Origin of the sequence: Pedobacter sp. UC225_61, from assembly GCF_044452285.1 — a bacterium.
Classification (GTDB): Bacteria; Bacteroidota; Bacteroidia; order Sphingobacteriales; family Sphingobacteriaceae; genus Pedobacter.
The window spans coordinates 3,493,310-3,515,310 of record NZ_JBIOAL010000001.1 but is presented as its reverse complement, the minus strand read 5'-3'; the positions used below and the strand labels follow the sequence as shown (position 1 = coordinate 3,515,310).

Below are 22,001 nucleotides of genomic sequence, written 5' to 3'. Positions count from 1 at the left end.
CGTGGTTTTTTAATTTTCCTCATATGCATAGAAGACAATTTATTCAGCATTCAGCATTGGCAGCAGCAATGCTAGCTTTTTATAAGTCAGATGTTTTTGCCAATACGAATTTAGCAAGAGCCTACCAGTTTAAAGCCTTACGCAATGATGTAGGTATTTTTATGGAGCAAGGCGGAACAATTGGATGGCTAAATGGTTCTAGTGGTTTTGTAGTTGTTGATTCTCAATTCCCTGCTTCTGCACCTCATGTCATAGATGAATTAAAAAAACTTGACGAAAAACCGTTCAAGTATTTATTAAATACACACCATCATGGCGATCATACGGCTGGAAACATTTCCTTTAAAGGATTGACCGAGCACGTTGTAGCACATCAAAATTCATTAATCAATCAAAAGTTAGCTGCAGAAAAAGCTAAAAACGAAGACAAACAACTTTTTCCAGATATCACGTTTGGCAAGGGTTGGAAAGCTCCAGTAGGCAAAGAGAAAATAAGTGGCTATTATTATGGCTCGGGTCATACCAATGGCGATGTGGTGTATCACTTCGAGAATGCGAATATTGCACATGTAGGCGATTTAGTTTTCAATCGTCGTTATCCTTATATAGATAAAGATAATGGTGCGCATATTGGAAATTGGATCACTGCATTAGATAAAATTCAAAAACAATTTGATAACGATACGCTTTTTATTTGCGGACATGCTTTAGACCCTGAAAAAGTGGTCATCAATAAATCAGACATTAAAGCGTATCAAAATTACCTTGAAAGCCTTTTAACTTTTGTAAAAGCAGAAATGAAAGCTGGAAAAACAAAGGAAGAAATTTTAAAAGCAACAGCTATACCAGGTGCACCAGAATGGCAAGGCGATGGAATTGTGCGTAGTTTAACGGCAGCCTATCAAGAATTAACAGTAGGGTAGCTTAGCCGATATTTTTAGCCACAGATTAACAGATTTGTTTATTATAATCTGCGAATCTGTGGCTATCTTTTTAATAAAAAATACAATTTATAAACGTTCTATATTTCAAATTCTTTTTTGAAGCGCCAATAATTCGCTTATTGCTAAACGTTTATCCCTTATCTTTGCTAAACTCTAATCCAATTTCTATGGATGATTTTTTAGCAGCTCGTTCGCAAATGGCCCTTTCATTGGGCTTCCATATTATTTATGCATGTATCGGTATGGTGATGCCGTTTTTCATGGCAGTATCCCACTACAAATGGTTAAAAACCAATAATGAAGTCTATCAGCACATTACGAAGGCGTGGAGCAAAGGTGTAGCGATCTTTTTTGCGACAGGTGCTGTATCTGGTACGATGCTTTCATTTGAATTGGGTTTGCTTTGGCCAAAGTTTATGGAACATGCTGGACCAATTTTCGGGATGCCCTTTTCTTTAGAAGGAACCGCTTTCTTTATAGAAGCGATTGCATTAGGGTTTTTCCTGTACGGGTGGAATAAATTGAATAAATGGTTTCATTGGTTTACCGGAGTAGTTGTAGGGGTAAGTGGACTAGCTTCAGGTATTTTAGTGGTTGCAGCTAACGCGTGGATGAATAGCCCTGCAGGGTTTGATGTTGTGGATGGAAAATATATAAACATAGATCCCATTGCAGCCATGTTTAATAAAGCCTGGTTTACACAAGCCTTGCACATGTGTTTAGCCGCTTTTACAGCCACTGGTTTTGCCGTAGCAGGTGTACATGCACTCATGATTTTAAAACAGCAAAACAAAGATTTCCATTATAAAGCGTTTAAAATTGCGGCTACCTTTGCCACCATTTGTGCTGTGTTACAACCGATCAGTGGAGACATTTCTGCGAAAGATGTAGCGAAAAGACAACCTGCAAAATTAGCGGCTATGGAAGCTTTATATCAAACACAAAAACCTGCTCCGCTTTTAATTGGTGGTCTTGTAGATGAAAAGAATAAAGAAGTAAATTATGCACTAGAAATTCCTGGTGCATTAAGTTTTTTAGCGCATGGCGACTTTAAGGCTGAAGTAAAAGGGTTAGATAAAATTCCAGCACATGAACATCCGCCTGTAGCCATTACACACTATGCTTTTCAGATCATGGTAGGCATTGGCAGTGTATTGGTGCTCATAGCACTAACTTATTTTATCCTGCTGTTGCGTAAAAAATCGCTACTAGAACGGAGATGGGTCTTATGGCTATTTGTTTGTGCCATCCCTTTAGGTTACATTGCTTTAGAAGCAGGCTGGGTAGTGACAGAAGTTGGTCGTCAACCATGGATTATTTATGGCATTATGCGCACTAAAGATGCCGTAACGCCAATGCCTGGCATTGCTTGGTCGTTTTATTTGTTCTCGGCAATTTATGCGTCGTTAAGTGTAATCGTTATCTTTCTATTGTACCGACAGATTAAAATGGTGCCTGTATTATATAGTACATCAAAAACATCAAATCCTAAATAGCTATGGAATATGTAGTCATCTCTTTTTTGTGCCTAGCTATTTTGCTCTACTTTTTATTAGGCGGGGCCGATTTTGGTGCTGGGATTATCGAGTTATTTACGTCATCTAAAAACAGAAGTAAAACGCGTAAAACGATGTATCATGCCATTGGTCCAGTGTGGGAAGCCAACCACATGTGGCTCATTATTACCGTTGTGATTTTATTTGTGGCCTTTCCAAAAATATACAGCACCATGTCGGTTTATTTACATATCCCATTGGTGATTATGTTAATTGGCATTATTGCCAGAGGCACTGCTTTTGTATTTAGGCATTACGATGCCGTTAAAGATGACATGCAATGGCTCTATAATCGAATTTTTAAGTATTCTAGTTTCATTACCCCTTTATTTCTTGGTATTATAGCCGGTAGTGTACTGTCTGGTCAGATAGATACCGAAGCCACCACTTTTGTAGATGCCTATGTATTTAGCTGGTTAAATTGGTTTTCGATAGCAGTAGGTTTATTTACTGTTGCTTTGTGTGGTTTTTTAGCGTCAATTTATTTAATAGGAGAGAGCAAAGCTGATGAAGATAAAAAACGATTCATCAAAAAGGCGGAGTTTATGAATATAGCTGCGGTAGTGTGTGGTGCATTTGTTTTTATGGCAGCTAAATTAGATAATGTGCCTTTAATAGATTGGGTATTTCAAAATAACATCGGGTTAACAGCTGTGTGTTTAGCAAGCCTATCGCTAGTAGTGTTGTGGTATTTGTTGCTAAAAGGAAAGACAAAAGTACTACGCATTTTAGCAGGTTTTCAGGTCACGATGATTTTATTGGCGATCAGTTACGCTCATTTCCCGAATTTCATTCGACTAAAAAATGGAGATAAAATTTCTCTTTTTGAGAGTATGGCTCCTGTAAAAACGATTGATAGTTTGGGTTTGGGATTGTTATTGGGGAGTTTGCTTATTTTACCCTTTTTAGGTTATTTGTTTTATAAGTTTCAGCAGAAAGAAGAGTAATTGGTTTTAATGATCAGATTTTTTTTCATTCGTTTTTTCGAGCAAGGCTAAATCTTTTTAACCTTGAGAAAGATTTAGCTTTGCTGAGCACTTCGTGGTTCTCCATTTCGTTTCACTCCAGTCGAAAGGACGAGACTTGATGCTGAGTTCCTTCGTCATTGCGAGGTACGAAGCAATCTTACAACGCTGGGTTTCTTTATCAATGCTTTAGGATTGCTTCGTGCCTCGCAATGACGACCGTCTTAAATATGCCCTTTAAAAAGGCTGTCTGTTTCTTTTTTGGCAGCAGCTTCATCGTAATTCGAATCGATCTTTTTCTCTTGTGCGTTTACAACACAACAAAAGCTAACAGCAAAGCGACGAGCACTAATTTTTCGTGCTAACTAGTTTAAGTTTTTCTCCATTAACCATTTGTTGAGTTCCGTTTTTATGGCTTCTCCAATTTTTTTCTGGTTCGCGGGATTTTCTAAAAATGCCTTACTCACGCCATTGTCGCCAACTTCTAACAGTACTCTGTATCTTGCCGTATTCACGTTTTCATCTAAGCTGTAAAAACCACGTTTGCCCGTAGTTGTACACACATAATCATTTCTTCCGGTAGAGCTATCTAATTGTACCCCTCTATTTTCTAAATCTGTAGCGGCACTTACCGCTGCAATTAATCTGGCGGCTAATTCTTTATTTTCGGCTTCGTATGGATCGCCTTCATGTACAAAACCCCAAATGGCATGACGCTTTGTGCCACCGTTGTTGTGGACTGCAATAAACACATCTGGTTTTTTCTTGTTTGCTTCTTGTAGCTCATAGGCATAGCCAGAAATTTTACCCTCTATAATGGCCGATGTATGTTCAATAACCGTATTGCTCCCTACATTGTTATGGTGCAAACCTTCTTTACCTAAACTCCACACTTTGTATTCTTTTAATTTAGGTTTCGTAGCCATTGCCGCTTCAACGATGGCATTACAGGTTGCTGCTTCACTAAAATCTACACCGGTATCGGTTTGATGGGAAGGTTGCCAAATGATTACCGCTTTAGCTTTATGTAAACGATGGATGGTAAAGCTAGAAAGCAAAATAAGTAAAAATAGGGGTACGATTAGTTTTTTCATGATGGGCTGTTTTGATGAACTAAGATAAAGATTTCTTTTTATACCCCTCTAGCATGAGATAGCGTTGGGCGAATTTGTCAAGGTAAATGTGGTAAAATCAGGATTTTCTTCATCAGTTGCTGTGAATGGCATAAAGTTTAATTTCTCCAATAATTTTGTTGAATTGCTATTGTCGTTATGCGTAAATGCAGTTATGTGATGAACCTGTAAGCGCTCAAATGCAAAGTCGATCACTGCCGTTACTGCTTCTTGCATGATGCCTTGTCCTTGAAATTTCGTCATCAGTTCGTACCCAACTTCGCAACTATTGTTTTCAGTTGAAAAGTTATATAGGCAAACTGTACCCACCACCTCTTTTGTTTGGGTTAGCGTAATTACCGAATACATAGAATTATTTTGCTGAATGTGCTCATTCATAGTAGTAATAAAGTGTAGTGCTTCATCAATCGTCTTGCTGGGTTGTCTGCCAAGGTATTTGTTTATTGCTGCATCAGAACGCAATGCAAAAATAGCTTGACAATCATGGGTGGTTAATTGCCTAAGCGTTAACCTTTCTGTGGTTAAGATGGGGAAAGGGGTAAAACTTCTGGTTTTCATTCGTTATATTATTTGGAGATCTTGAAGTATTGTATCAGTTAATATGAGTTTTAGATAACATAAACTGATATGTTGTAGTATAAGTGAGACGCTTGCACTAGAGTTGGGCCTGCGTACACTTACGTTTATTAGTTGCTCAAATGTTAATATCCTTACTTCGCCCACTAAGGCAAAAACCCGTGTTAGCAGTAGTATTATTTGTAATGTTTATTGTTTACGGGTTTAAACCTATTGTTTTTGAGGGATAGTATTTCCCATACATAAACCTGAAAGTCCGCATTTCTGCATTCCTTGGGATAATATTCTGGATAATTACTTCCTACAACACTTGGCATATAAACATTTGAATATTGTTGCATTCTTGGCTTTATTATCTCACCTCTTGATTCAATAGGTGAACCAAGTCGAAGAGATGCCTTTTTTACTCCTTTCAATAATCTTAAAACCGGTCTAGTTCTTCCATCAGGAGTTTTTTCAAGAAATCGTGCATGTTCAAACAAAGAATTTAGTTTTTTCTTCTGTCCACCCAAAATAAAATAACATTTAGCTCCTGTCTGGTTTGAAATCAATTCTAGTCTAATCATATCCCAAATAATATCTGCAACACTTACAGAAGTTTGCCCTATCCATTTGGATTCTACCGCTACAGTAATGAGGCCTTTGTCAACAATAACAAAGTCTAGTTGAGGAGGTCGTCCAGGTGTTTTTTTTGCGGCTGTCAAAATTGGGTGATTATATTCGGCAATTACTTTTCTGTCAAACTGTCCATGCAAAATATTGCCAATAGGGGCAGTTAAATATTTTTCCGAAAAAAGTTCATAGCGTCTGCTATGAAATTCATAAAATAGCCAACCTGCTACCCCCTCTGCTAATTTTCGTGATATGTTCATATAATATTACAGCTAACGTTCAGTGGTTTGCCGAATTGGGATGTTAAAACCCACTGCCTTGCAAAGTATAATCCTTCATTATTATGGATTTATATTACACCTCAAGGTTCTTTAATTTTAAAATCTTACTAATTATTTTCACACACCATAGGCATGCGCCATTGGGCTAATGTTTCATCAATCTACGCGTACGATTATTTATCACGATTATTAATCCCAATTAACTTATCCTCTGGTAAAGAAGTGTACAAACTATTTACTTTAGATGGAAGTGATATCATATATTCAACAATAATGTTTATTAGTTCAAATAGTCTGATCACAACATTCTCATCGTCGGTATCAATCTGTCCTGGATGGACCGACTCGTTACCTGTTACTCTTACAATATCCAATGATTGCTGAACTATTTTTGGTAAGCCTTTATTAACAAGCTCTTTTATATCCAGATTAATATTATCACCAGTTTCTCCTAATTCTTTACATAACATCTGAATTGAAAGTCTTAACAGTGCTCCTGATGCTCTGGGTGACTTAGTTAATATACTGGCAGCTTCCAAGTAAAGTTTTTTAACAGATACAGGCATATCGAGGTTTGGAAATTGAACTGCACCATTGTCAGGATAAAACATTTTATCTTTAACCCATAATGTATGATCGTTACAATGTTGACAATGTCCAGTAACTAAATCAGCAGATTTTGGCGATTGCTGTCCTTTAAAGTGCCAGTTGTCATATGTCCAGTCCTGTTTTGATAAAACTCCACAATGTGGGCATGTAAAGGAGTTCCCAAAGACTATAGGCTTAATATATTTCATAGTGATTTTCTTTAAGCGAGACGAATGTTTTTGGTCTTACTAATGTGTAAATTAAATAAATTTTTGTACAATAGCAGGTTAAGTATTAACTATTGTTGTTTCAACAGCCTTAATATACCTGAATTTATAAAATTCTAACCAACATATTTTTGTGCTACTAATCTTATATCTTCAGGAGATGAATTTTCGTTCTCCATTTCGAAACTTAAATCTTCATCTGAAATATCATTCACATCCAATATTTCGATAACTTCTTCATAATCATCATCTAAGTCAGCATAATTTTCGACATCTTCAATAACCTCGGTGTCATCTTCGGTGAGATAGTCCAAATTGTCAAAAAATGGATTAACTAGTTTACTTATTTTTTGAGTCCATATTTCGCTTTCTTTAAATCTACTAGCGTTTCTTTTATAGTTCGTTTCTAAATTTAAACGATAAATACTAAACTTATTTCTTCTTAGATGAGCTTGCCAAAACTCCTTTGAGCCTGGACTAGAATGCTGGCTGTCGGACAAAATTTTATAACCAAATTCATAAACTAAAATCTCAAATAAATAGGTTAAATAACCATTTCTCTCAAGTTTCGAATAGGTACATGCAATTTCAAAATACTTTATTTTATTATGTAATTTAAAGTTTCCATGTACAATTGAAATCAAGTCTCTTTGGTATTTGTCTATAAGTTTTATCGTTAATTCATCTGTTGAGATCTTTATAGATTCATACATTTTGGAAGGTATTTTTTTTGGAATATAGTCTTCAAAAAATTTATTTCCAGCCTGACTAAGTAAATACTCGGTATCTAAATCTTCTGCTCTTCGTACTATAGGCATAATAATTTAGATCTGTTAGTTTAAAAATTTCTTTGATCTAAATTTAGAATGTTGCGAAAACTTATTTTCATGAAAAGTAGCTGCAGTATAAAAATGATAAAAAAAGTAATGATATAATTTTATACTTAATTTTTCAATATTTGGCATTTGTCAGAGAATTAATTTATTCTAATATAAGGAACTAGATGAAATTTATCCAAGTTTATCCGTTTATCTAACATTCCAGTTGACAAAATTTATTAACAATATCCCAGTTGAGCAGTTATATGTGTTTGATTTCGCATAGTTGAAAATAAAATGTGAATACAGACTTGATTTTATTATTTTTGATTACAATGTTCACAGAAAAATTTTTAGAAGAGCTTATTACATGCGCTAAAATTGTTGTCGATGCTCCAATGGAGATGAAGCAAGGACGTTCTGGATTTATGAAAAGGTCATTCACACTAAAATCTTTAGACGATAAATATAGTTTTAGTGGATTTATTAATCAAAATCTAACATTTAGCGAAAATTTTTCAATAGGTCTCGTTTATAATCCGAGAGAAGAAAAAGGCACTATTGTACTTTTAAGATGTAACGGCGCACATGGCGGAACAATACACTTTCCTCATCACGCTAGTTGTCATATACATACTTCTACTGCTGATAGATTAAACAACGGTGTGAAATCAGAGGACAGGATTGAGATAACTAAAGAATACTTAACTATAGAAGAAGCAATACAATACTATGTAAAACGTATTAATATTAATTCTTCTGACAAACATAAATACTTTCCACCTCCAAGCGGTCAAAGAGACTTGTTCGGTGATAATTTAAGTAACCAATGATGGAAAAAATATTAAATCACATTAAAAGTGATTTTAACGACAGGGTTTCAATTCAACAAAAGAGACCTGGAATATTCCAATTGTATTTGCCTATTTATCATGAGGACGGTGATATGGTCGATTTATTTTTAAATACAAATGGAAATGGTTCATATTCTTTATGCGATTACGGATTAACTCTGCAGCGTCTGTCTTATTCTTACGATATTGATACTGAAAATAAAGAGTCTATTTTACAAAGAATAATTTCTGAAAATGGGTTAAATGAGGAAAATGGTAATATTTGCTTAAATACAAGTTCGGAAACAATTTTCACCGATATAATGCATATTACGCAAGCATATGCGAAAATCGGTAGTATGCGTTATTTCAAAAAAGAAGTAGTTGAAAATTTGTTTTATGAGATATTGGATGAATTTATAGGGAAAGAGCTTAAAGAATTTAATCCAAAAAGTAAAGTTTTACCAATCCCTGAAAGAGATGATTTGGAAGCGGATTATTCTTTTTCCCCTAATGGACATCCAGTATATCTTTTTGGAGTAAAAGATGCTTCCAAAGCTAGGCTTGCGACGATTAGCTGCTTAGAATATCAAAAGGCTAATTTAAACTTTAGAGGGTGGGTGGTAAATGAAGATTTTGAAAAGCTACCAAGAAAGGACAGATCACGACTTACAAATACATGTGACAAACAATTCACTAGCTTAGAAGATTTTAAATCGTCAGCAAAAGTGTTTTTAGAAAGAGAAAGAATGTAGCTTGATCGATTAGATACAGTGTTCTCGTTAACTGGTGGGAGCCATGGTTTGTGCCCCAATCTGGCGCAAGCGTCCCGCTTGTGACTAAATATATAAAATAATTTAACTGATCAATTTAATGTCCAATAGACCTTTTATACCTGCATAATCCCTTGCACTGCTATATAGATAGTGCATGGGTTCATTAACTATTCCTGATGAAACTGGATTATCATGAATATAATCCAACTTCTGTTCCATCATATAATTATCCCATAGTTCAATTGGATGGTTATCTTGTTGCCAAAATTGAAAGTCTTTATTATTGCTGTTTTTACTTCCCGCCCTTTGCATCATCCATAATAGCCATTCCTTTCTGCTCTCAGTCGGGTTTTCAGTAATCGACTTTCTTAAACATTTGGAAGTAAAGCCTTTGAAATCCCTTAAGATATCTTCTGTTTTGTTTCCATTAGTCCCAATAATTAAATGAACATGGCTTGACATGATACACCAGCCATAAATCTCTAACCCTTTTTCCTTTTGACAGTAGTTTAGGTTATCTATTAAAATATCTTTATACTCGTTTCTAATAAATATATCCAACCAATAAACTACAGCAAAACTGACAAAGTATAACCGCTCTTGGTTCCTAATCTTATATTTTATACTCATTATTAAATATAGGATTTTTAGGCATTACAAATTGATATGTTATAGCACAAGCGGGACGCTTACGCTAGAGGGGGGATTTGTCTTTCATCGTTAATTTTCATCATCAAAATACCACCTGTCTTCTGGGTGTTGAAAGTTATTATTGCTATAATCATTATGTCTTGTTAAAATTATCTCAGGTTCATTAGACCAATTTAGAACCTTGTTGTTCTTTATTTCTGAATATTCAATTACAATATCCTTGCAGGTCCTATCTGTCTCTATAAAATATCGTTCATCCCAGGAGATATAATTATTGTGAAAATTGCATGTCAAAAATGAAATATCTTCACAATATTCAAGAATGGTCAATAAATCAAACTCTTTACAGTCTAAAAATGAACAATCTCTAAAAATTATTTTACTTGAATTAAAGAATTGGGCAATACCGTATGTACATTCTCGAACAATCGTTTTATTAATAGTTGCGTTAGAACTTTTATTGAATGTCAATCCATATGTACCACATCCATAAAGGTCACAGTTCGATATTTTTATGCGGTGACATTCATTAAATATAAATACACCACCAGTACAACTTCCGGGGGTGGTATGTCCTGCGGTTATATTAGTTATTTCAATGTTTAAACTATTATTAAACCTCAGAACCCATGCATATGATGGGTTAATTAAAAGTTCAACCATTCCCTCGCCAACAATTTTCAGATTTTTTATGTTTTCAATATGAGGTTCGTAACCGTTAAAAACAGTTCGCCATCTTACGTTTGGATTAGAGTCGTATTTTGCGATGTCAGAAAGATTGTATTTTCCTTCTTTTAATCGGATGATAGTATTAGATTTAAGTGAATTAATGAGTTGTTCCACATCACTCACTTCAACTTCACTGATTTCCTGATTCTCTAACTCGGGAATAAGATTGCCGGTAATTACCGCAGTGTCATGAGCCTTGACTTGGGCATACCATTTCTCTCTAGCGAAGCGGATCTTGTCTGAACTAAGAACGATTGTTAAATATCTTTTAGTGTGAGCTTCATCGTGATGTAGTGAGCATAATACAACCAAATTATCATAATCATGACTTCGACTCATTGCCCATTCTTCGATATGGTGAATAATAATTCCTCTACTTGCTTCTCTACAAATACAGCAAACATGTTTGGAATCATGTAAAACTTGAGAAAACGTGTCGTCTGGAATTGGAGGGCGTCCATCTAATAGTTTTTTTGATTGTACTTCTGGTATTCCAAGAGCAATTAAGTCTTCTAAAGTTTTGTATTGTAATCTTTCGATTGTATAACCAGCTTCAACAAGATTTTGAGCTACAGTACTTTCAATCCCTCTTTTAAGAAGAGCACCATGAGTATTATTAGCCATTTATATTATTTCTTTTTAATGTAAATAGAATAAAAATGAACGTTATTGAGAAAATATATTTGTTCATCCCAATTATTTAATTCTAGCAGTACAATTATCAGGCAATGTTTTCAAATATCCGATAACGTTTTGGGCTTTGCGTTCGGGCGGGTTTCGGAACACAAAGATTCAATTTTATTAGTAAAGTTATAGAAGCACAACAGCTCCAAGTTTGCACGTCAGCCCGCCTGACGCAAAACCCGTGTTACTTGCTGCCCAATTCATTGGGGGTTCATAAAATTTTCAAGTTTCTCAATATTTTTTTTCACCTGTGTCATGTCCATAATTTTTGACCCGACTTCAACTGCTTGTCGGTAAAATGGTAAAATGATTTTAGGAAAATTCCTTTGCTTAAAACCATTTGTCTCAGCAATCATTTTCTTTAACCGAACATCGCCAAATTTCACAAGTAAATGTGTTGCTCTGTAAATTTCATTAGCATCACCTCTTTCAAGTATTTTATCTACTAAATTTTGAAATTCCAAATCACTTCGGTTAATGTCCTCTTTGCCTTCATATCTGGTTAGTGATTCCTGTATTTCTATTGTCTCTACATTGGCAAAATTCATTCTGATGTTATGTCCCGCCCACATGTCGTATTTCTCGTCATACCAAACACCTGAATCATGCCACTCGCCAAAGAACTGAACTGAATTTTTAATTCTAAAACCTTTAAGTCCATCTTTGGAACCTAAAATTGTCGCTTTACATGGGTTAGGGAATAACGCATCTACTTCTTTTTCGGCTTGGTAGGATGCAAAACTATCTAAATATAATTTTTTAAATGCGTCAAAGAACTGAATAATGTTCTCAATTTTTGGATACAGAAACTCTGCAACATTGAACGAGGATTGTCCAACACCATCAATACGAATTGGTTCAGAGTCGTGAAGTATGTATTCCTCATCGCTTAAAGAATATGCAGAATGAAAAAATGAATTTCTGATTTCTTTATAGTGATTTTCTTCAAAAAAGGAAATGATATTAAGTTTTCCTGCATCGTCCAAAAGTTCAACCAAAAAATCTCGCTTTTCTCCAATTCCTAAAAGTCTTTCATATTTCTTTGTTTTCCAGAAAAGGTATGATGAACCTTTATAACCCAATTTTATTTTGCATAAACTTCCGAGTATGTTATAGAAATCGCTGTTTTCAAAAAATGTTGAATATAGTAGTATCCCAATTCTTGTTTTCTTTTTATTGGAAAACTGAAAATAAAGTCCTTTATAAAATTCAATTGCATCAAACCATTCATGCAAGTTGGTTGACAGTTCTTTTGCACCCATCCCTGTATAGTTGATGAGTGTCTGAACAAATTCAAATTCCCTCTTTTGCTTTGCTTCGTCAAAAAGCGTTGTCAAGTCGTTAAGCGTTTCTTTCATTCTTGTTCGTATATTGCTCTGTCGGTTTCAAGTTAGCATGTTCGTCACGGGTTGCAGATACTTGTATATAAGTCTGACGTCGTCAGACCTATCCGCCCATTTTTCAGCAGATAGGTCTGATAAACGTTATCCTTTTCTAGTATAAAAGTATTGAAAAATAACCTATAAATCCTATACCTCTTTTTCAGGTTTATGGCTGTGAAATGAATAAGCCTAGAACATATGTACCCAATAAACCACCATTAACAAACTTTAACATTCTACAAGAAAACTGGGTCTATCCCTATTTTTTTCAACTTCATTTTCTTTAATGTAAACTTAATTAACTCCTAATTAAAACCTCGAAAGATGGAGAATTTGCTTTCTTCATTTTACTGTCTACTTTAGAAATAGAAAGAGGGTAGTATTACATTCGACAATACCACTTGCTTTTTATCCTCCCTAGATAAAGTATTAAAACTTGCTGTACAGCAAAAAATAAAAACTATGGAGTTAAAAGTAAGTAGTGCCCAATTTAATCTTAAAGACAATCTATTATTTATAGTTGTTCTTTTACCCGAACAAAAAGCAGGTCATCCCCCTTAGTTTTTAAATCATCTTTACCTCATTCGCAATTAAGTTAGCCAATTAAATGACAGCAGAAGCGAAATGTTGATGAACATCAGCAAAATGTTCAAGAACATTAGCGCAATGCTGATTAACATGAACAAAATGTTCATGAACAAAAGTTCATTGTTCATCTACAAAAGCAAAATGTTGTTGAACAAAAGCGAAATGTTGATGAACAAAAGTAAAATGTTGTTGAACAAAGGGTCATTGTTCATCTACAAAAGCAAATTGTTGTTGAACAAAACCAAAATGTTGTTGAACAAAACCAAAATGTTCATGAACAAAAGGTTAATGTTGATGAACAAAATAGTAATGTACAAGAACAAAATGCCAATGTTGATGAACAATAGCTTAATGTTCGTGACAAATTGACTAGCTAAAAGCGGATGAAATACTATATCATATATCTTTTAAAAAACTCACCATAGCAGTTTACCTACTCTAGCTCATGATCAATGAAGTAGGATAGTACCTGAGCTGTTGTGGTATTCAAAACACATAGAAAATGTCAAAATCAAAAATTATAACTAGCTTTTCACGTTACCGTGATGCAGAATTCAGTAACAAAGCCAAATTTATTATTAACAGCATGACTGCAAATGCAAATTTTGCAGCACCAGTACCATCTTTAGGGGAAATTACGGCAGCAGACAATGATTATACCGCTGCATTAAGTGATGCAGAAACTGGGGGAAAAGCAGCAATAGCCTTAAAAAACCAAGCTCGCGAAAACCTAGAAGCTCTTTTACTAAAATTATCTCATTATGTACTAATTTATGGCAATGACGATGAAGTGGTTTTATTGAGTTCTGGTTTTAGTTTATCGAAAGGGGGTAACCCAGTTGGAATTTTGCCAAAACCTACTGGTTTTACGGTAAAGTCTACAGATAAGGGCATGGTGACCATAAAGTTGACTAAAGTGAATGGGGCTGGCATGTATCAGTATGAGTACCGTGTAGTAGGTACGGAGACATGGACTACCTTTCTTTCTACCAAAAGCGCTGTGCTGGTAGAGCCCTTAACTAGCGGAGTGGAATATGAGTTTAGGGTTACCGCTGCTGGAAGTGCAGATGAACGAATTTACAGCGATGTATTGAAGAGTTTTATCTTGTAAAATAGTTCATTAGTTCACTTGTATCATTAGTAATACAAGTTCATTATCATTTGTTCATTAGTATCATTGGCTCATTAGGCAAACTGCCAAACCAATGAACTAATGAGCTTTTGATAAAACTTATTTATTTATTCATGTACTATTTGTTTACTACATCTATCACTGTTCCAATGAGAATTGGAAAAATCCAAAATGAAATCATCCCTAAAAAATAGGCAATAAGTGCTTTTACGTAACTCCTCTTTTTTTTGGCTTCAAAAAATTGTCCAATTACCCAAACAGTGTATAAAACACCAACTACACCAGCAAAAGTCATTAAATTGAAATGAGTTAACCCTTGGATAACCACAAAAACTGAAAAAATTAACATGCCCATGCCCATAGCAAAGCAAAGCATGATCACAATTTCATAAATGTTGTAGGTATATTTTCTAAAAAACACTTTTAACCATAGGGCAATAAATACTCCCATCATAATGTTTGCATAACCATAATGATCTTGCACCCATTTTACAGCATCACCAACAGCACTCGGCGCTTCGCCTTTAGCTTGCTGATAGTTTGCAAAGCCGTCTTCAATATGAAATAAATGATTTAAAAGGGTGTAAATTAAAGAAGTGATGATGATGAATAGGATAGGTTTTACCAGTCGACTTCTGTTTTCTGAAAGGTATTTCCGAATATTTAGTCCCGGATTAATGGAGAGTTCACGTATGGTGTATAAAATTCCACGTTCAAAATGGAGCACGTGTTCAATTTCGTGAACGATATAATGTCTGTCAATTCTTTTTAAGCTTTTTGGTTGCCCACATTCTGGACAAAATTTAGCGGTTATTTCAGTGTTACAGTTTGTGCAGTTCATTTAAAATTGTCAAATGTTTTGTCGGTTCTTTTGTTTTATCTGTTTGTAAATTATCGCTAAAGTTTCGATTCATTGCGAGCTGGGTGGCTCAGTAAAGTTACTAGAAAACTGGAACGGTCAAAAAAGAATTTCCATCCAGTTTTGCAAACCCTTTTAGTGGCTGGTAGTTGTCGTCAGATTAATTTTTATTTAGTTTGTCGTTAAAAAAGTCAAGTATTTCTATTGATAGTTGGCTATGAAATTTTTCTCTGTCAAACCCAACTGGGTCTGTTGATGGAAGAAAATTTGGGTTTTTCATTGCCGCTGGAAATGGGCTTAAAAATGAAAAGTGTCCTGCATTTTCAACTTCGATTAATTTGACTTTGGACTTGTCAGGAACATAATTCAAAACAATCTCTCCATTCCATTTTGGTGTAATCGGATCATGTTGAGCAGTGAACATTAATATTGGGATGGTTACTTTTTCTAGCGAATTCATAAACCAACCTGCTCCTGGTGCGAGTAATACAATTGCTTTAATTCGGAAGTCGGGTACAACTTCTACAACGACACCTTCCTTTGTTCTAGGCACACCACCGGCTAAGGCCAATGCCGTATAGCCTCCCATTGAGTGACCTATAATTCCAATTTTGTTTTGGGCACTATTTTTATTGAACCAATTATCAGCAAGTAGAAAATCAATTGTTAAACTAACGTGTCTTGGTCTAGTTTCAAGATTTTCAATTGTGTTTTCTAAGGTATTGTTGTTCCGATTATTCCCATAATGTTCGAGCATTGCTACGATGTACCCATTTTTTGCCAAATGTGTGCTGATTGTTCTGTACAAAAGATGTGAACCTCCGTTGCCGTGTGAGATGATTATTAACGGAAACTTGCCATTCATAATTTCTGCATCAGGACTTACATCCATCACATAGGGTCCAAACGAAATAGGTCTTGATGCCACATTGGTCGGGTAGTGGACTAAAACAGGGAATGAAATGTTTTTGATTTCATCTCTAATCGTCAATTGTTTGCTTCCTACAAAAATTTCTGTCATTTTTTAAAATGCCTTTTTGCTTCTCTGTGTAATCTGTATTATTCTTACCGCTAACTCACCCGCTTACCGCTACTTAATTAAACAGTAAATATTTATAAACGAATATAAAAGTTTAACATCCGATTATTAAATTTTTTGGAATTGTAAGAGAGATCATTTGCTTCGTAAATCAAAAAAGCTCCAAAGGAGCTTCTTACTATAATCTTCATTCGTATCATTTCTTTAATTGCCTGTGGTCCAGCAAGCCGGTTCAGCAATATTGATATCGCCTACCATGGCATACGATGCCGTAACGCCCCCTTGCTGGTGCCCGTCTGTGAACGTTTTTATTTTTCTGTCAAATATTTTTCCTTAAAACGTTCTGTTTTTTGAATGTCACAACCTAATACAAATACTCTGTATGCAGGTCTGTCTATTCCGAAATAAGGTATTTTGTCTTCAAAAAATTCTATATTCATTTTTTGCAATTCGCTTTTCAATTCTGTAATCTTATTTATGTCTGTTGAAAAGCCAATACAATGCGTCTTCGCCCATTTATCAGACTTAATTTGATTAAAAGCGTATTCTACTATTTCAATTTCTGATTTGAAGTATTTTAAATTATCTTTTTTCCCACGTTCCGTGTAATACCAAATAAAAAGTCCACCTGATTTGTCAATTCCAAAACCTTCATGAATACTGTTTCCATTTATTGAATAACTGTTGAAATTGAAACAATTTTCGCTCATCCAATCTTCAAGTTCAATTTCTGTTTTTGGTAAATAGTTGTTATCCATTTTTCAGTTTTTTATACATAAAATGTTGGATTCTCAAATCATACGTGTTAATCTAAAAATTGTCACTTAACAAGCATTTGGATAGAAATACGTTTTGAGGCTTTACGTTCGGGCGGGGTTCTAAGCACAAAGTTTCAATTTATTACTAAAGTTCATTAGAAGCACAATGCTTCAAGTTCCCACTTCAGCATGCCTGATGCAAAACCCTTGTTATAGGGCGTTTTTCTTTCTCGCAGTCAGTATTGTATGTATTTCAAATTCTGTTTCTGAAATTTTGTACTTCACTTTAAATGTTTTTAGTTCTTCAAATTTAAACTTCTTCAGTTTTTTTTTTAGGTCGTCCAATTTATAGTAATTGAAATAAACTCGTCCGCCACTACCAACTTTAAATTCAGATTTGTCTGGTTCACCTTCTACGAAACTTAAATATATTAAGCCATCGTAGTTTAGCAAGTCATAAGCGTTAGAAATTAGTTCTTTGCACTCTGTCTGCGATAAATATGGCAAACAAAATCCACCAATAATTCCATCAAATTTCTTGTCAAGAGTGTTGATCTTTCGGCAGTCCATAATAGCAAAACTTGCAGTCGGATTGTTCTGTTTTGCAAGTCGTATCATATTTGGAGCTATGTCAATTCCAAAAATTTCAAAGTCAGGTCTTTTAGATAAAAGATATTTGGTAATGTTTCCAGGTCCACAACCGATTTCCAATATTTTTGCTTTGGGTTTGTCAATAAAAGTACAAATAAAGTCGTAGGTATCATTATACAAGTCCATTTCCATAAACTTGTCTTGGTATATTGAAGCAATATTGTTCCAAGTGTCAAATGTTTCTTTATATCTGTTCATCGTTGGTTTGTCGTCTGTTAAAATGCCCTATAACTCGTGGCTTAGTGCTAATTAATCGGATAGTAAACATTTATAAACAAATATAAAAGTTATCATCCGATTATTAAATTTTTTGGAATTGTAAGTAGTGCTCAATTGCTTAATAAAGCAAAAAAGCCCCAAAAGGAGCTTTTTAGTATATTAGTTCATTAGTGTCATTAGTTATGCAATTTGCCTAATGAACAAATGAATTAGTGAACAAATGAACAACCTAATTCTTCATCATTTTCAAGAAACTAGCCAATTTAGCTTTCATTTGTCTTCTATCTACAATAAAGTCTAAAAAGCCGTGTTCCAATACAAATTCAGACGTTTGAAATCCTTTAGGAAGATCTTTCTTTATCGTTTCTTTAATTACCCGTGGCCCAGCAAAGCCGATTAAAGCCCCCGGTTCAGCAATATTGATATCGCCTAACATGGCATAAGATGCCGTAACACCACCAGTGGTAGGGTCGGTTAATAAAGAAATATAAGGAATTTTAGCTTGCGCTAATAAAGCCAGTTTAGCCGATGTTTTTGCCATTTGCATTAACGAAAATGCTGCTTCCATCATACGAGCACCACCAGATTTAGAAATCATTAAAAACGGTACTTTATTTTTGATGCTATAATCGATAGAGCGAGCAATTTTTTCGCCAACTACCGAACCCATCGAACCGCCAATAAACGCAAAGTCCATACAGGCAACCATTAATTCCTGACCATCAACTTTACCATGAGCAGCACGAATAGCGTCTTTTAAGCCTGTTTTAACTTGGCTTTCTACTATTCTCTCGGTATAAGGTTTGTTATCGTTAAAGTGTAAAGGGTCGCCAGAAGTTAAATTAGCGAACATTTCGGTAAACTCATTATTGTCAAAAAGAACTTGAAAATATTCTTTAGATCCTATTCGTAAATGGTAATCGCAATAGTGACAAACGTATTTGTTTTCAATTAAATCTGCACTGTGTAATGCTTTTTTACAGTTTGGACATTTATTCCACAAGCCATCTGGTGCTTCTTTCTTTTCTTCTGTTGTGGTACTGATACCTTTTTTTTCTCTCTTAAACCAAGCCATGTTACTAGTTAAAAATGCGAGTACAAAGAAACAAAAAAAATAGTTAAGAAAAACAGTATTGTGCTAGTGGTTGTTCGATTGTTAGAGTGTGGCATTAGTTGGCTTTTGAAAATTACCAATTTAACTTAAGTTCGGGGTAGGCATTTTGTATTTATAAGCTATCTCAAGCCTAAGTAGCATCTCTCCGTTTTACTAAATCGACCTTGTCCAGTGCGGAAAGCACCAATAAGCTTTAGTGCTAACTTTAATAGCGCTGGGCTCAGTCGTGGATTTTATTTATAAGCTTATATGTTCTTAATGGTATAAATGAGCTTCGCTTTGCTACGGTATTTGCATACTTTTTTCATCTACAGGAAAAAAGTTTGTCCGCGAAGCGACAGAACCTATAAATATGTTTCAGCTGTCAATAATTTTAAATCACGGCCGTTGTGTTTGCTATTTAAATACTATTTCTTATATCGAACTCACATTCATTTAACAATTCAATCATTCATCAATTGACTAAAATGTGAGGGTAGTTATTGTAAAAAATACACTTAGGCAAAAATTATTGTTTTCTTGTTTTTTTTTATAACTTCGACATATCAAATTTAAATAGAAATGAGTTTAAAAGGCTATAAAGGCGTAATTTACGGAGCAGCCGTTCAGGAATTATTTGAACAGGCTAAAAAGCATCAATTTGCATTACCAGCAGTAAATGTTACAGGAACGAATACGATTAACGCAGTAATGGAAACTGCAAAAGCGGTTAATTCTCCTGTAATGATTCAACTTTCTAATGGTGGTGCACAGTTTTACGCTGGTAAAACATTAAATAACGATAATTTAAATGCATGTGTATTGGGTGCAGTATCTGCAGCTAAACATGTACATCTATTAGCAGAGCATTATGGTGTTGCTGTAGTTTTACATACCGATCATGCAGCTAAAAAATTATTGCCTTGGATTGATGGTCTTTTAACGCATGGCGAAAAATTCTTCGCTGAAACGGGTAAACCTTTATTTTCATCGCATATGTTGGATCTTTCTGAAGAGCCAATTGAAGAAAACATGGAAGTTTGTGTGGAATACTTTAAACGCATGAACAAAATGGGCATGACGATTGAAATTGAATTAGGGGTAACTGGTGGAGAAGAAGATGGTGTAGATAATAGCGATGTAGATAGCTCTAAATTGTACACACAACCAAGTGAGGTTGCCTATGCATACGACGAATTGAGCAAAGTGAGCGATCGCTTTACCATTGCTGCGGCTTTTGGTAATGTGCATGGCGTATATAAACCAGGTAATGTTAAATTACAGCCCATTATTTTAAAGAACTCTCAAGATTACATTAAAGAAAAATATAACTTAACTGCTGAGAAACCAATCAATTTTGTTTTCCACGGTGGTTCTGGTTCATCTCAAGAAGAAATTAGAGAAGCGATTTCGTATGGAGCAATTAAAATGAACATTGATACGGATATGCAATGGGCATTTTGGCAAGGCATTTTAGATTACTACAAAAAGAACGAAGCATTTTTGCAAGGTCAAATTGGTAATCCGGATGGAGATGATAAGCCAAATAAAAAATATTATGATCCACGTGTTTGGTTACGCAAAGGCGAGGAAGAGTTTGTGAAACGTTTAACTGGTGCTTTTGAAGATTTAAACTGCATCAACGCAAACGATAAATTGTAGCAATGCAAACATTTTCTTAGACGGGTTGTTTTAAGAATGGAAAGCGTAACAGGATAAATAACTTGTTACGCTTTTTTATTGCACTATTATTTATTGCTTAAATATTGCCAACTTAGAGAAAATAATAACTCATGAAAAAGAAAAAAGGAAATAGCTTATTTGAACGTTTTGCAAATGCGGCTACAAAATTTACAGGAAGCTCACCTGCATTTATTGGTGCAGCCGCTATTGTTATTTTATGGGCGGTTACAGGACCATTGTTTGATTATTCTGAAACGTGGCAATTGGTAATTAATACTGGAACAACCATTATTACCTTTTTAATGGTTTTTTTAATTCAGAAAGCACAAAATAAAGATGGTAAAGCAATTCAATTAAAGTTAAACGAATTAATTGCCGCACAAGAACATACCAGTAATAGGATGGTTGATATTGAAGATTTAACAGAAGAAGAACTAGACCAACTTCATAAATATTACGTTAAATTAGCAATGTTGGCTAAAAATGAGACAGATATTCATTGCTCTCATTCTATTGATGCGGCTGAAGAACTAAATCAAGAAAAGTCGAAAAATATAAAACACTATAAAAAAACTAAAAAAGATGGACACGCTACAGGTACAAAAAGCAATAACTAAAGAAGAACTAGAAAAAGTTTTCGCCATTCGTAAAATCGTTTTTGTAGATGAACAAAATTGTCCACCAGAATTAGAATGGGAAAACGAAGATGTTTCGACACATTTTTTAGCATTATCAGATCATCAACCTTGTGGCGCTTGTCGTTGGCGTAAAACGGATAAGGGATATAAACTGGAACGTTTTGCCGTGTTAAAAGAATTTAGAGGGCAGGGTGTAGGTAGAGCTTTAATTGCAACTGCCTTAGATGATTTACCTTCAGATGCGAACTACATTTATTTAAATTCGCAATTAGATGCCATGAGCTTGTATGCTAAATTTGGCTTTGTTGCCGAAGGAGATCAGTTTGAGGAAGCTGGTATTCAGCATTTTAAAATGGTAAAGAAAGTGTAGCATTAAAGCTATAGAATTGAAAAAGCCATTCATATGATTTGTGAATGGCTTTTTTAGAAACTGTTAAATTTCTGTTGTAAAAAATATCGTCGAAGACGACCCAAGTACTTATCGTCATTTCGACCGTAGCGCAGCGAGCGGAGAAATCTTTGGAAATAATAGCTTTAAAAGATTTCTCCACAAGGTCGAAATGACGACCCGCTTAGACAACCTATT

At 34.8% G+C, this 22,001-nt stretch carries 22 protein-coding genes; 9 read left to right on the top strand and 13 right to left on the bottom strand.

The window, feature by feature from the left end:
* Nucleotides 1-23: 23 nt before the first annotated feature.
* The 3 genes from ACHMWN_RS16015 (at nt 24) to ACHMWN_RS16005 (ending at nt 3,447) form a co-directional block, all read left to right on the top strand.
* Entirely contained in the window at nt 24-923 is a 900-nt protein-coding gene (locus tag ACHMWN_RS16015) for an MBL fold metallo-hydrolase (protein ID WP_397303135.1), read from the top strand.
* A 188-nt stretch (nt 924-1,111) separates the two neighbouring features.
* A complete protein-coding gene (locus ACHMWN_RS16010) occupies nt 1,112-2,440 on the top strand; it encodes a cytochrome ubiquinol oxidase subunit I (protein ID WP_397303132.1) in 1,329 nt (442 codons plus the stop codon).
* A 2-nt stretch (nt 2,441-2,442) separates the two neighbouring features.
* On the top strand, nt 2,443-3,447 hold the full coding sequence (locus ACHMWN_RS16005; protein WP_397303130.1) for a cytochrome d ubiquinol oxidase subunit II: 1,005 nt from the start codon (nt 2,443-2,445) through the stop codon (nt 3,445-3,447).
* A gap of 383 nt (nt 3,448-3,830) precedes the next feature.
* On the opposite strand, the gene ACHMWN_RS16000 is transcribed toward ACHMWN_RS16005, so the two are convergent.
* From ACHMWN_RS16000 to ACHMWN_RS15980, 5 genes are all read right to left on the bottom strand, one after another.
* Nucleotides 3,831-4,559: an N-acetylmuramoyl-L-alanine amidase gene (locus tag ACHMWN_RS16000; RefSeq protein ID WP_397303129.1), complete on the bottom strand. Its 729-nt coding sequence runs from the start codon at nt 4,557-4,559 to the stop codon at nt 3,831-3,833.
* A 48-nt stretch (nt 4,560-4,607) separates the two neighbouring features.
* The gene (locus tag ACHMWN_RS15995) at nt 4,608-5,156 is read right to left on the bottom strand and encodes a GNAT family N-acetyltransferase (RefSeq protein WP_397303126.1); all 549 of its coding nucleotides are present in this window, start codon (nt 5,154-5,156) and stop codon (nt 4,608-4,610) included.
* Nucleotides 5,157-5,350: 194 nt separating this feature from the next.
* Nucleotides 5,351-6,046 (bottom strand): hypothetical protein, encoded by a 696-nt coding sequence (locus ACHMWN_RS15990; protein ID WP_397303123.1) that lies wholly within the window; start codon nt 6,044-6,046, stop codon nt 5,351-5,353.
* A gap of 194 nt (nt 6,047-6,240) precedes the next feature.
* Nucleotides 6,241-6,864 (bottom strand): DUF4145 domain-containing protein, encoded by a 624-nt coding sequence (locus ACHMWN_RS15985; protein WP_397303121.1) that lies wholly within the window; start codon nt 6,862-6,864, stop codon nt 6,241-6,243.
* A 134-nt stretch (nt 6,865-6,998) separates the two neighbouring features.
* Nucleotides 6,999-7,700, bottom strand: coding sequence for a hypothetical protein (locus ACHMWN_RS15980; protein WP_397303118.1), 702 nt, complete (start codon nt 7,698-7,700; stop codon nt 6,999-7,001).
* Nucleotides 7,701-8,035: 335 nt separating this feature from the next.
* On the opposite strand from ACHMWN_RS15980, the gene ACHMWN_RS15975 reads away from it, so the two are divergent.
* Together ACHMWN_RS15975 and ACHMWN_RS15970 are read left to right on the top strand one after the other, a co-directional pair.
* On the top strand, nt 8,036-8,533 hold the full coding sequence (locus tag ACHMWN_RS15975; RefSeq protein ID WP_397303117.1) for a hypothetical protein: 498 nt from the start codon (nt 8,036-8,038) through the stop codon (nt 8,531-8,533).
* Nucleotides 8,533-9,288, top strand: a complete 756-nt coding sequence (locus ACHMWN_RS15970; protein WP_397303115.1) for a DUF1828 domain-containing protein — start codon at nt 8,533-8,535, stop codon at nt 9,286-9,288. The genes ACHMWN_RS15975 and ACHMWN_RS15970 overlap by 1 nt, the downstream gene beginning before the upstream one ends.
* 102 nt (nt 9,289-9,390) lie before the next feature.
* Here the strand turns inward: ACHMWN_RS15970 and ACHMWN_RS15965 are convergent, their stop codons facing one another.
* From ACHMWN_RS15965 to ACHMWN_RS15955, 3 genes are all read right to left on the bottom strand, one after another.
* Nucleotides 9,391-9,939 (bottom strand): REP-associated tyrosine transposase, encoded by a 549-nt coding sequence (locus ACHMWN_RS15965; protein WP_397303112.1) that lies wholly within the window; start codon nt 9,937-9,939, stop codon nt 9,391-9,393.
* A 90-nt stretch (nt 9,940-10,029) separates the two neighbouring features.
* Nucleotides 10,030-11,313 carry a right-handed parallel beta-helix repeat-containing protein gene (locus ACHMWN_RS15960; protein WP_397303110.1) on the bottom strand — a complete coding sequence of 428 codons (1,284 nt, stop codon included), beginning with the start codon at nt 11,311-11,313 and terminating at the stop codon, nt 10,030-10,032.
* Nucleotides 11,314-11,573: 260 nt separating this feature from the next.
* Nucleotides 11,574-12,731, bottom strand: coding sequence for a hypothetical protein (locus tag ACHMWN_RS15955; RefSeq protein ID WP_397303108.1), 1,158 nt, complete (start codon nt 12,729-12,731; stop codon nt 11,574-11,576).
* A gap of 1,114 nt (nt 12,732-13,845) precedes the next feature.
* Between ACHMWN_RS15955 and ACHMWN_RS15950 the strand changes: the two genes are divergently transcribed.
* Nucleotides 13,846-14,454 carry a fibronectin type III domain-containing protein gene (locus ACHMWN_RS15950; protein WP_397303105.1) on the top strand — a complete coding sequence of 203 codons (609 nt, stop codon included), beginning with the start codon at nt 13,846-13,848 and terminating at the stop codon, nt 14,452-14,454.
* 139 nt (nt 14,455-14,593) lie between these two features.
* On the opposite strand, the gene ACHMWN_RS15945 is transcribed toward ACHMWN_RS15950, so the two are convergent.
* The 5 genes from ACHMWN_RS15945 to accD form a co-directional block, all read right to left on the bottom strand.
* A complete protein-coding gene (locus ACHMWN_RS15945) occupies nt 14,594-15,316 on the bottom strand; it encodes a DUF3667 domain-containing protein (protein ID WP_397303102.1) in 723 nt (240 codons plus the stop codon).
* A 178-nt stretch (nt 15,317-15,494) separates the two neighbouring features.
* Nucleotides 15,495-16,355 carry an alpha/beta hydrolase family protein gene (locus ACHMWN_RS15940; RefSeq protein WP_397303100.1) on the bottom strand — a complete coding sequence of 287 codons (861 nt, stop codon included), beginning with the start codon at nt 16,353-16,355 and terminating at the stop codon, nt 15,495-15,497.
* Between the two features lie 326 nt (nt 16,356-16,681).
* Complete coding sequence (locus ACHMWN_RS15935; RefSeq protein ID WP_397303098.1) at nt 16,682-17,131, bottom strand: hypothetical protein; 450 nt, start codon at nt 17,129-17,131, stop codon at nt 16,682-16,684.
* A gap of 210 nt (nt 17,132-17,341) precedes the next feature.
* Nucleotides 17,342-17,980, bottom strand: a complete 639-nt coding sequence (locus ACHMWN_RS15930) for a class I SAM-dependent methyltransferase (protein WP_397303095.1) — start codon at nt 17,978-17,980, stop codon at nt 17,342-17,344.
* Between the two features lie 250 nt (nt 17,981-18,230).
* Nucleotides 18,231-19,076 carry an acetyl-CoA carboxylase, carboxyltransferase subunit beta gene (gene accD / locus ACHMWN_RS15925; protein WP_397303092.1) on the bottom strand — a complete coding sequence of 282 codons (846 nt, stop codon included), beginning with the start codon at nt 19,074-19,076 and terminating at the stop codon, nt 18,231-18,233.
* A 600-nt stretch (nt 19,077-19,676) separates the two neighbouring features.
* On the opposite strand from accD, the gene fbaA reads away from it, so the two are divergent.
* From fbaA to ACHMWN_RS15910, 3 genes are all read left to right on the top strand, one after another.
* Nucleotides 19,677-20,756, top strand: a complete 1,080-nt coding sequence (gene fbaA, locus ACHMWN_RS15920) for a class II fructose-bisphosphate aldolase (protein ID WP_397303089.1) — start codon at nt 19,677-19,679, stop codon at nt 20,754-20,756.
* A 131-nt stretch (nt 20,757-20,887) separates the two neighbouring features.
* Nucleotides 20,888-21,394 carry a low affinity iron permease family protein gene (locus ACHMWN_RS15915; protein ID WP_397303087.1) on the top strand — a complete coding sequence of 169 codons (507 nt, stop codon included), beginning with the start codon at nt 20,888-20,890 and terminating at the stop codon, nt 21,392-21,394.
* Entirely contained in the window at nt 21,360-21,785 is a 426-nt protein-coding gene (locus tag ACHMWN_RS15910) for a GNAT family N-acetyltransferase (protein ID WP_397303084.1), read from the top strand. The genes ACHMWN_RS15915 and ACHMWN_RS15910 overlap by 35 nt, the downstream gene beginning before the upstream one ends.
* The last annotated feature ends 216 nt before the right edge of the window (nt 21,786-22,001 follow it).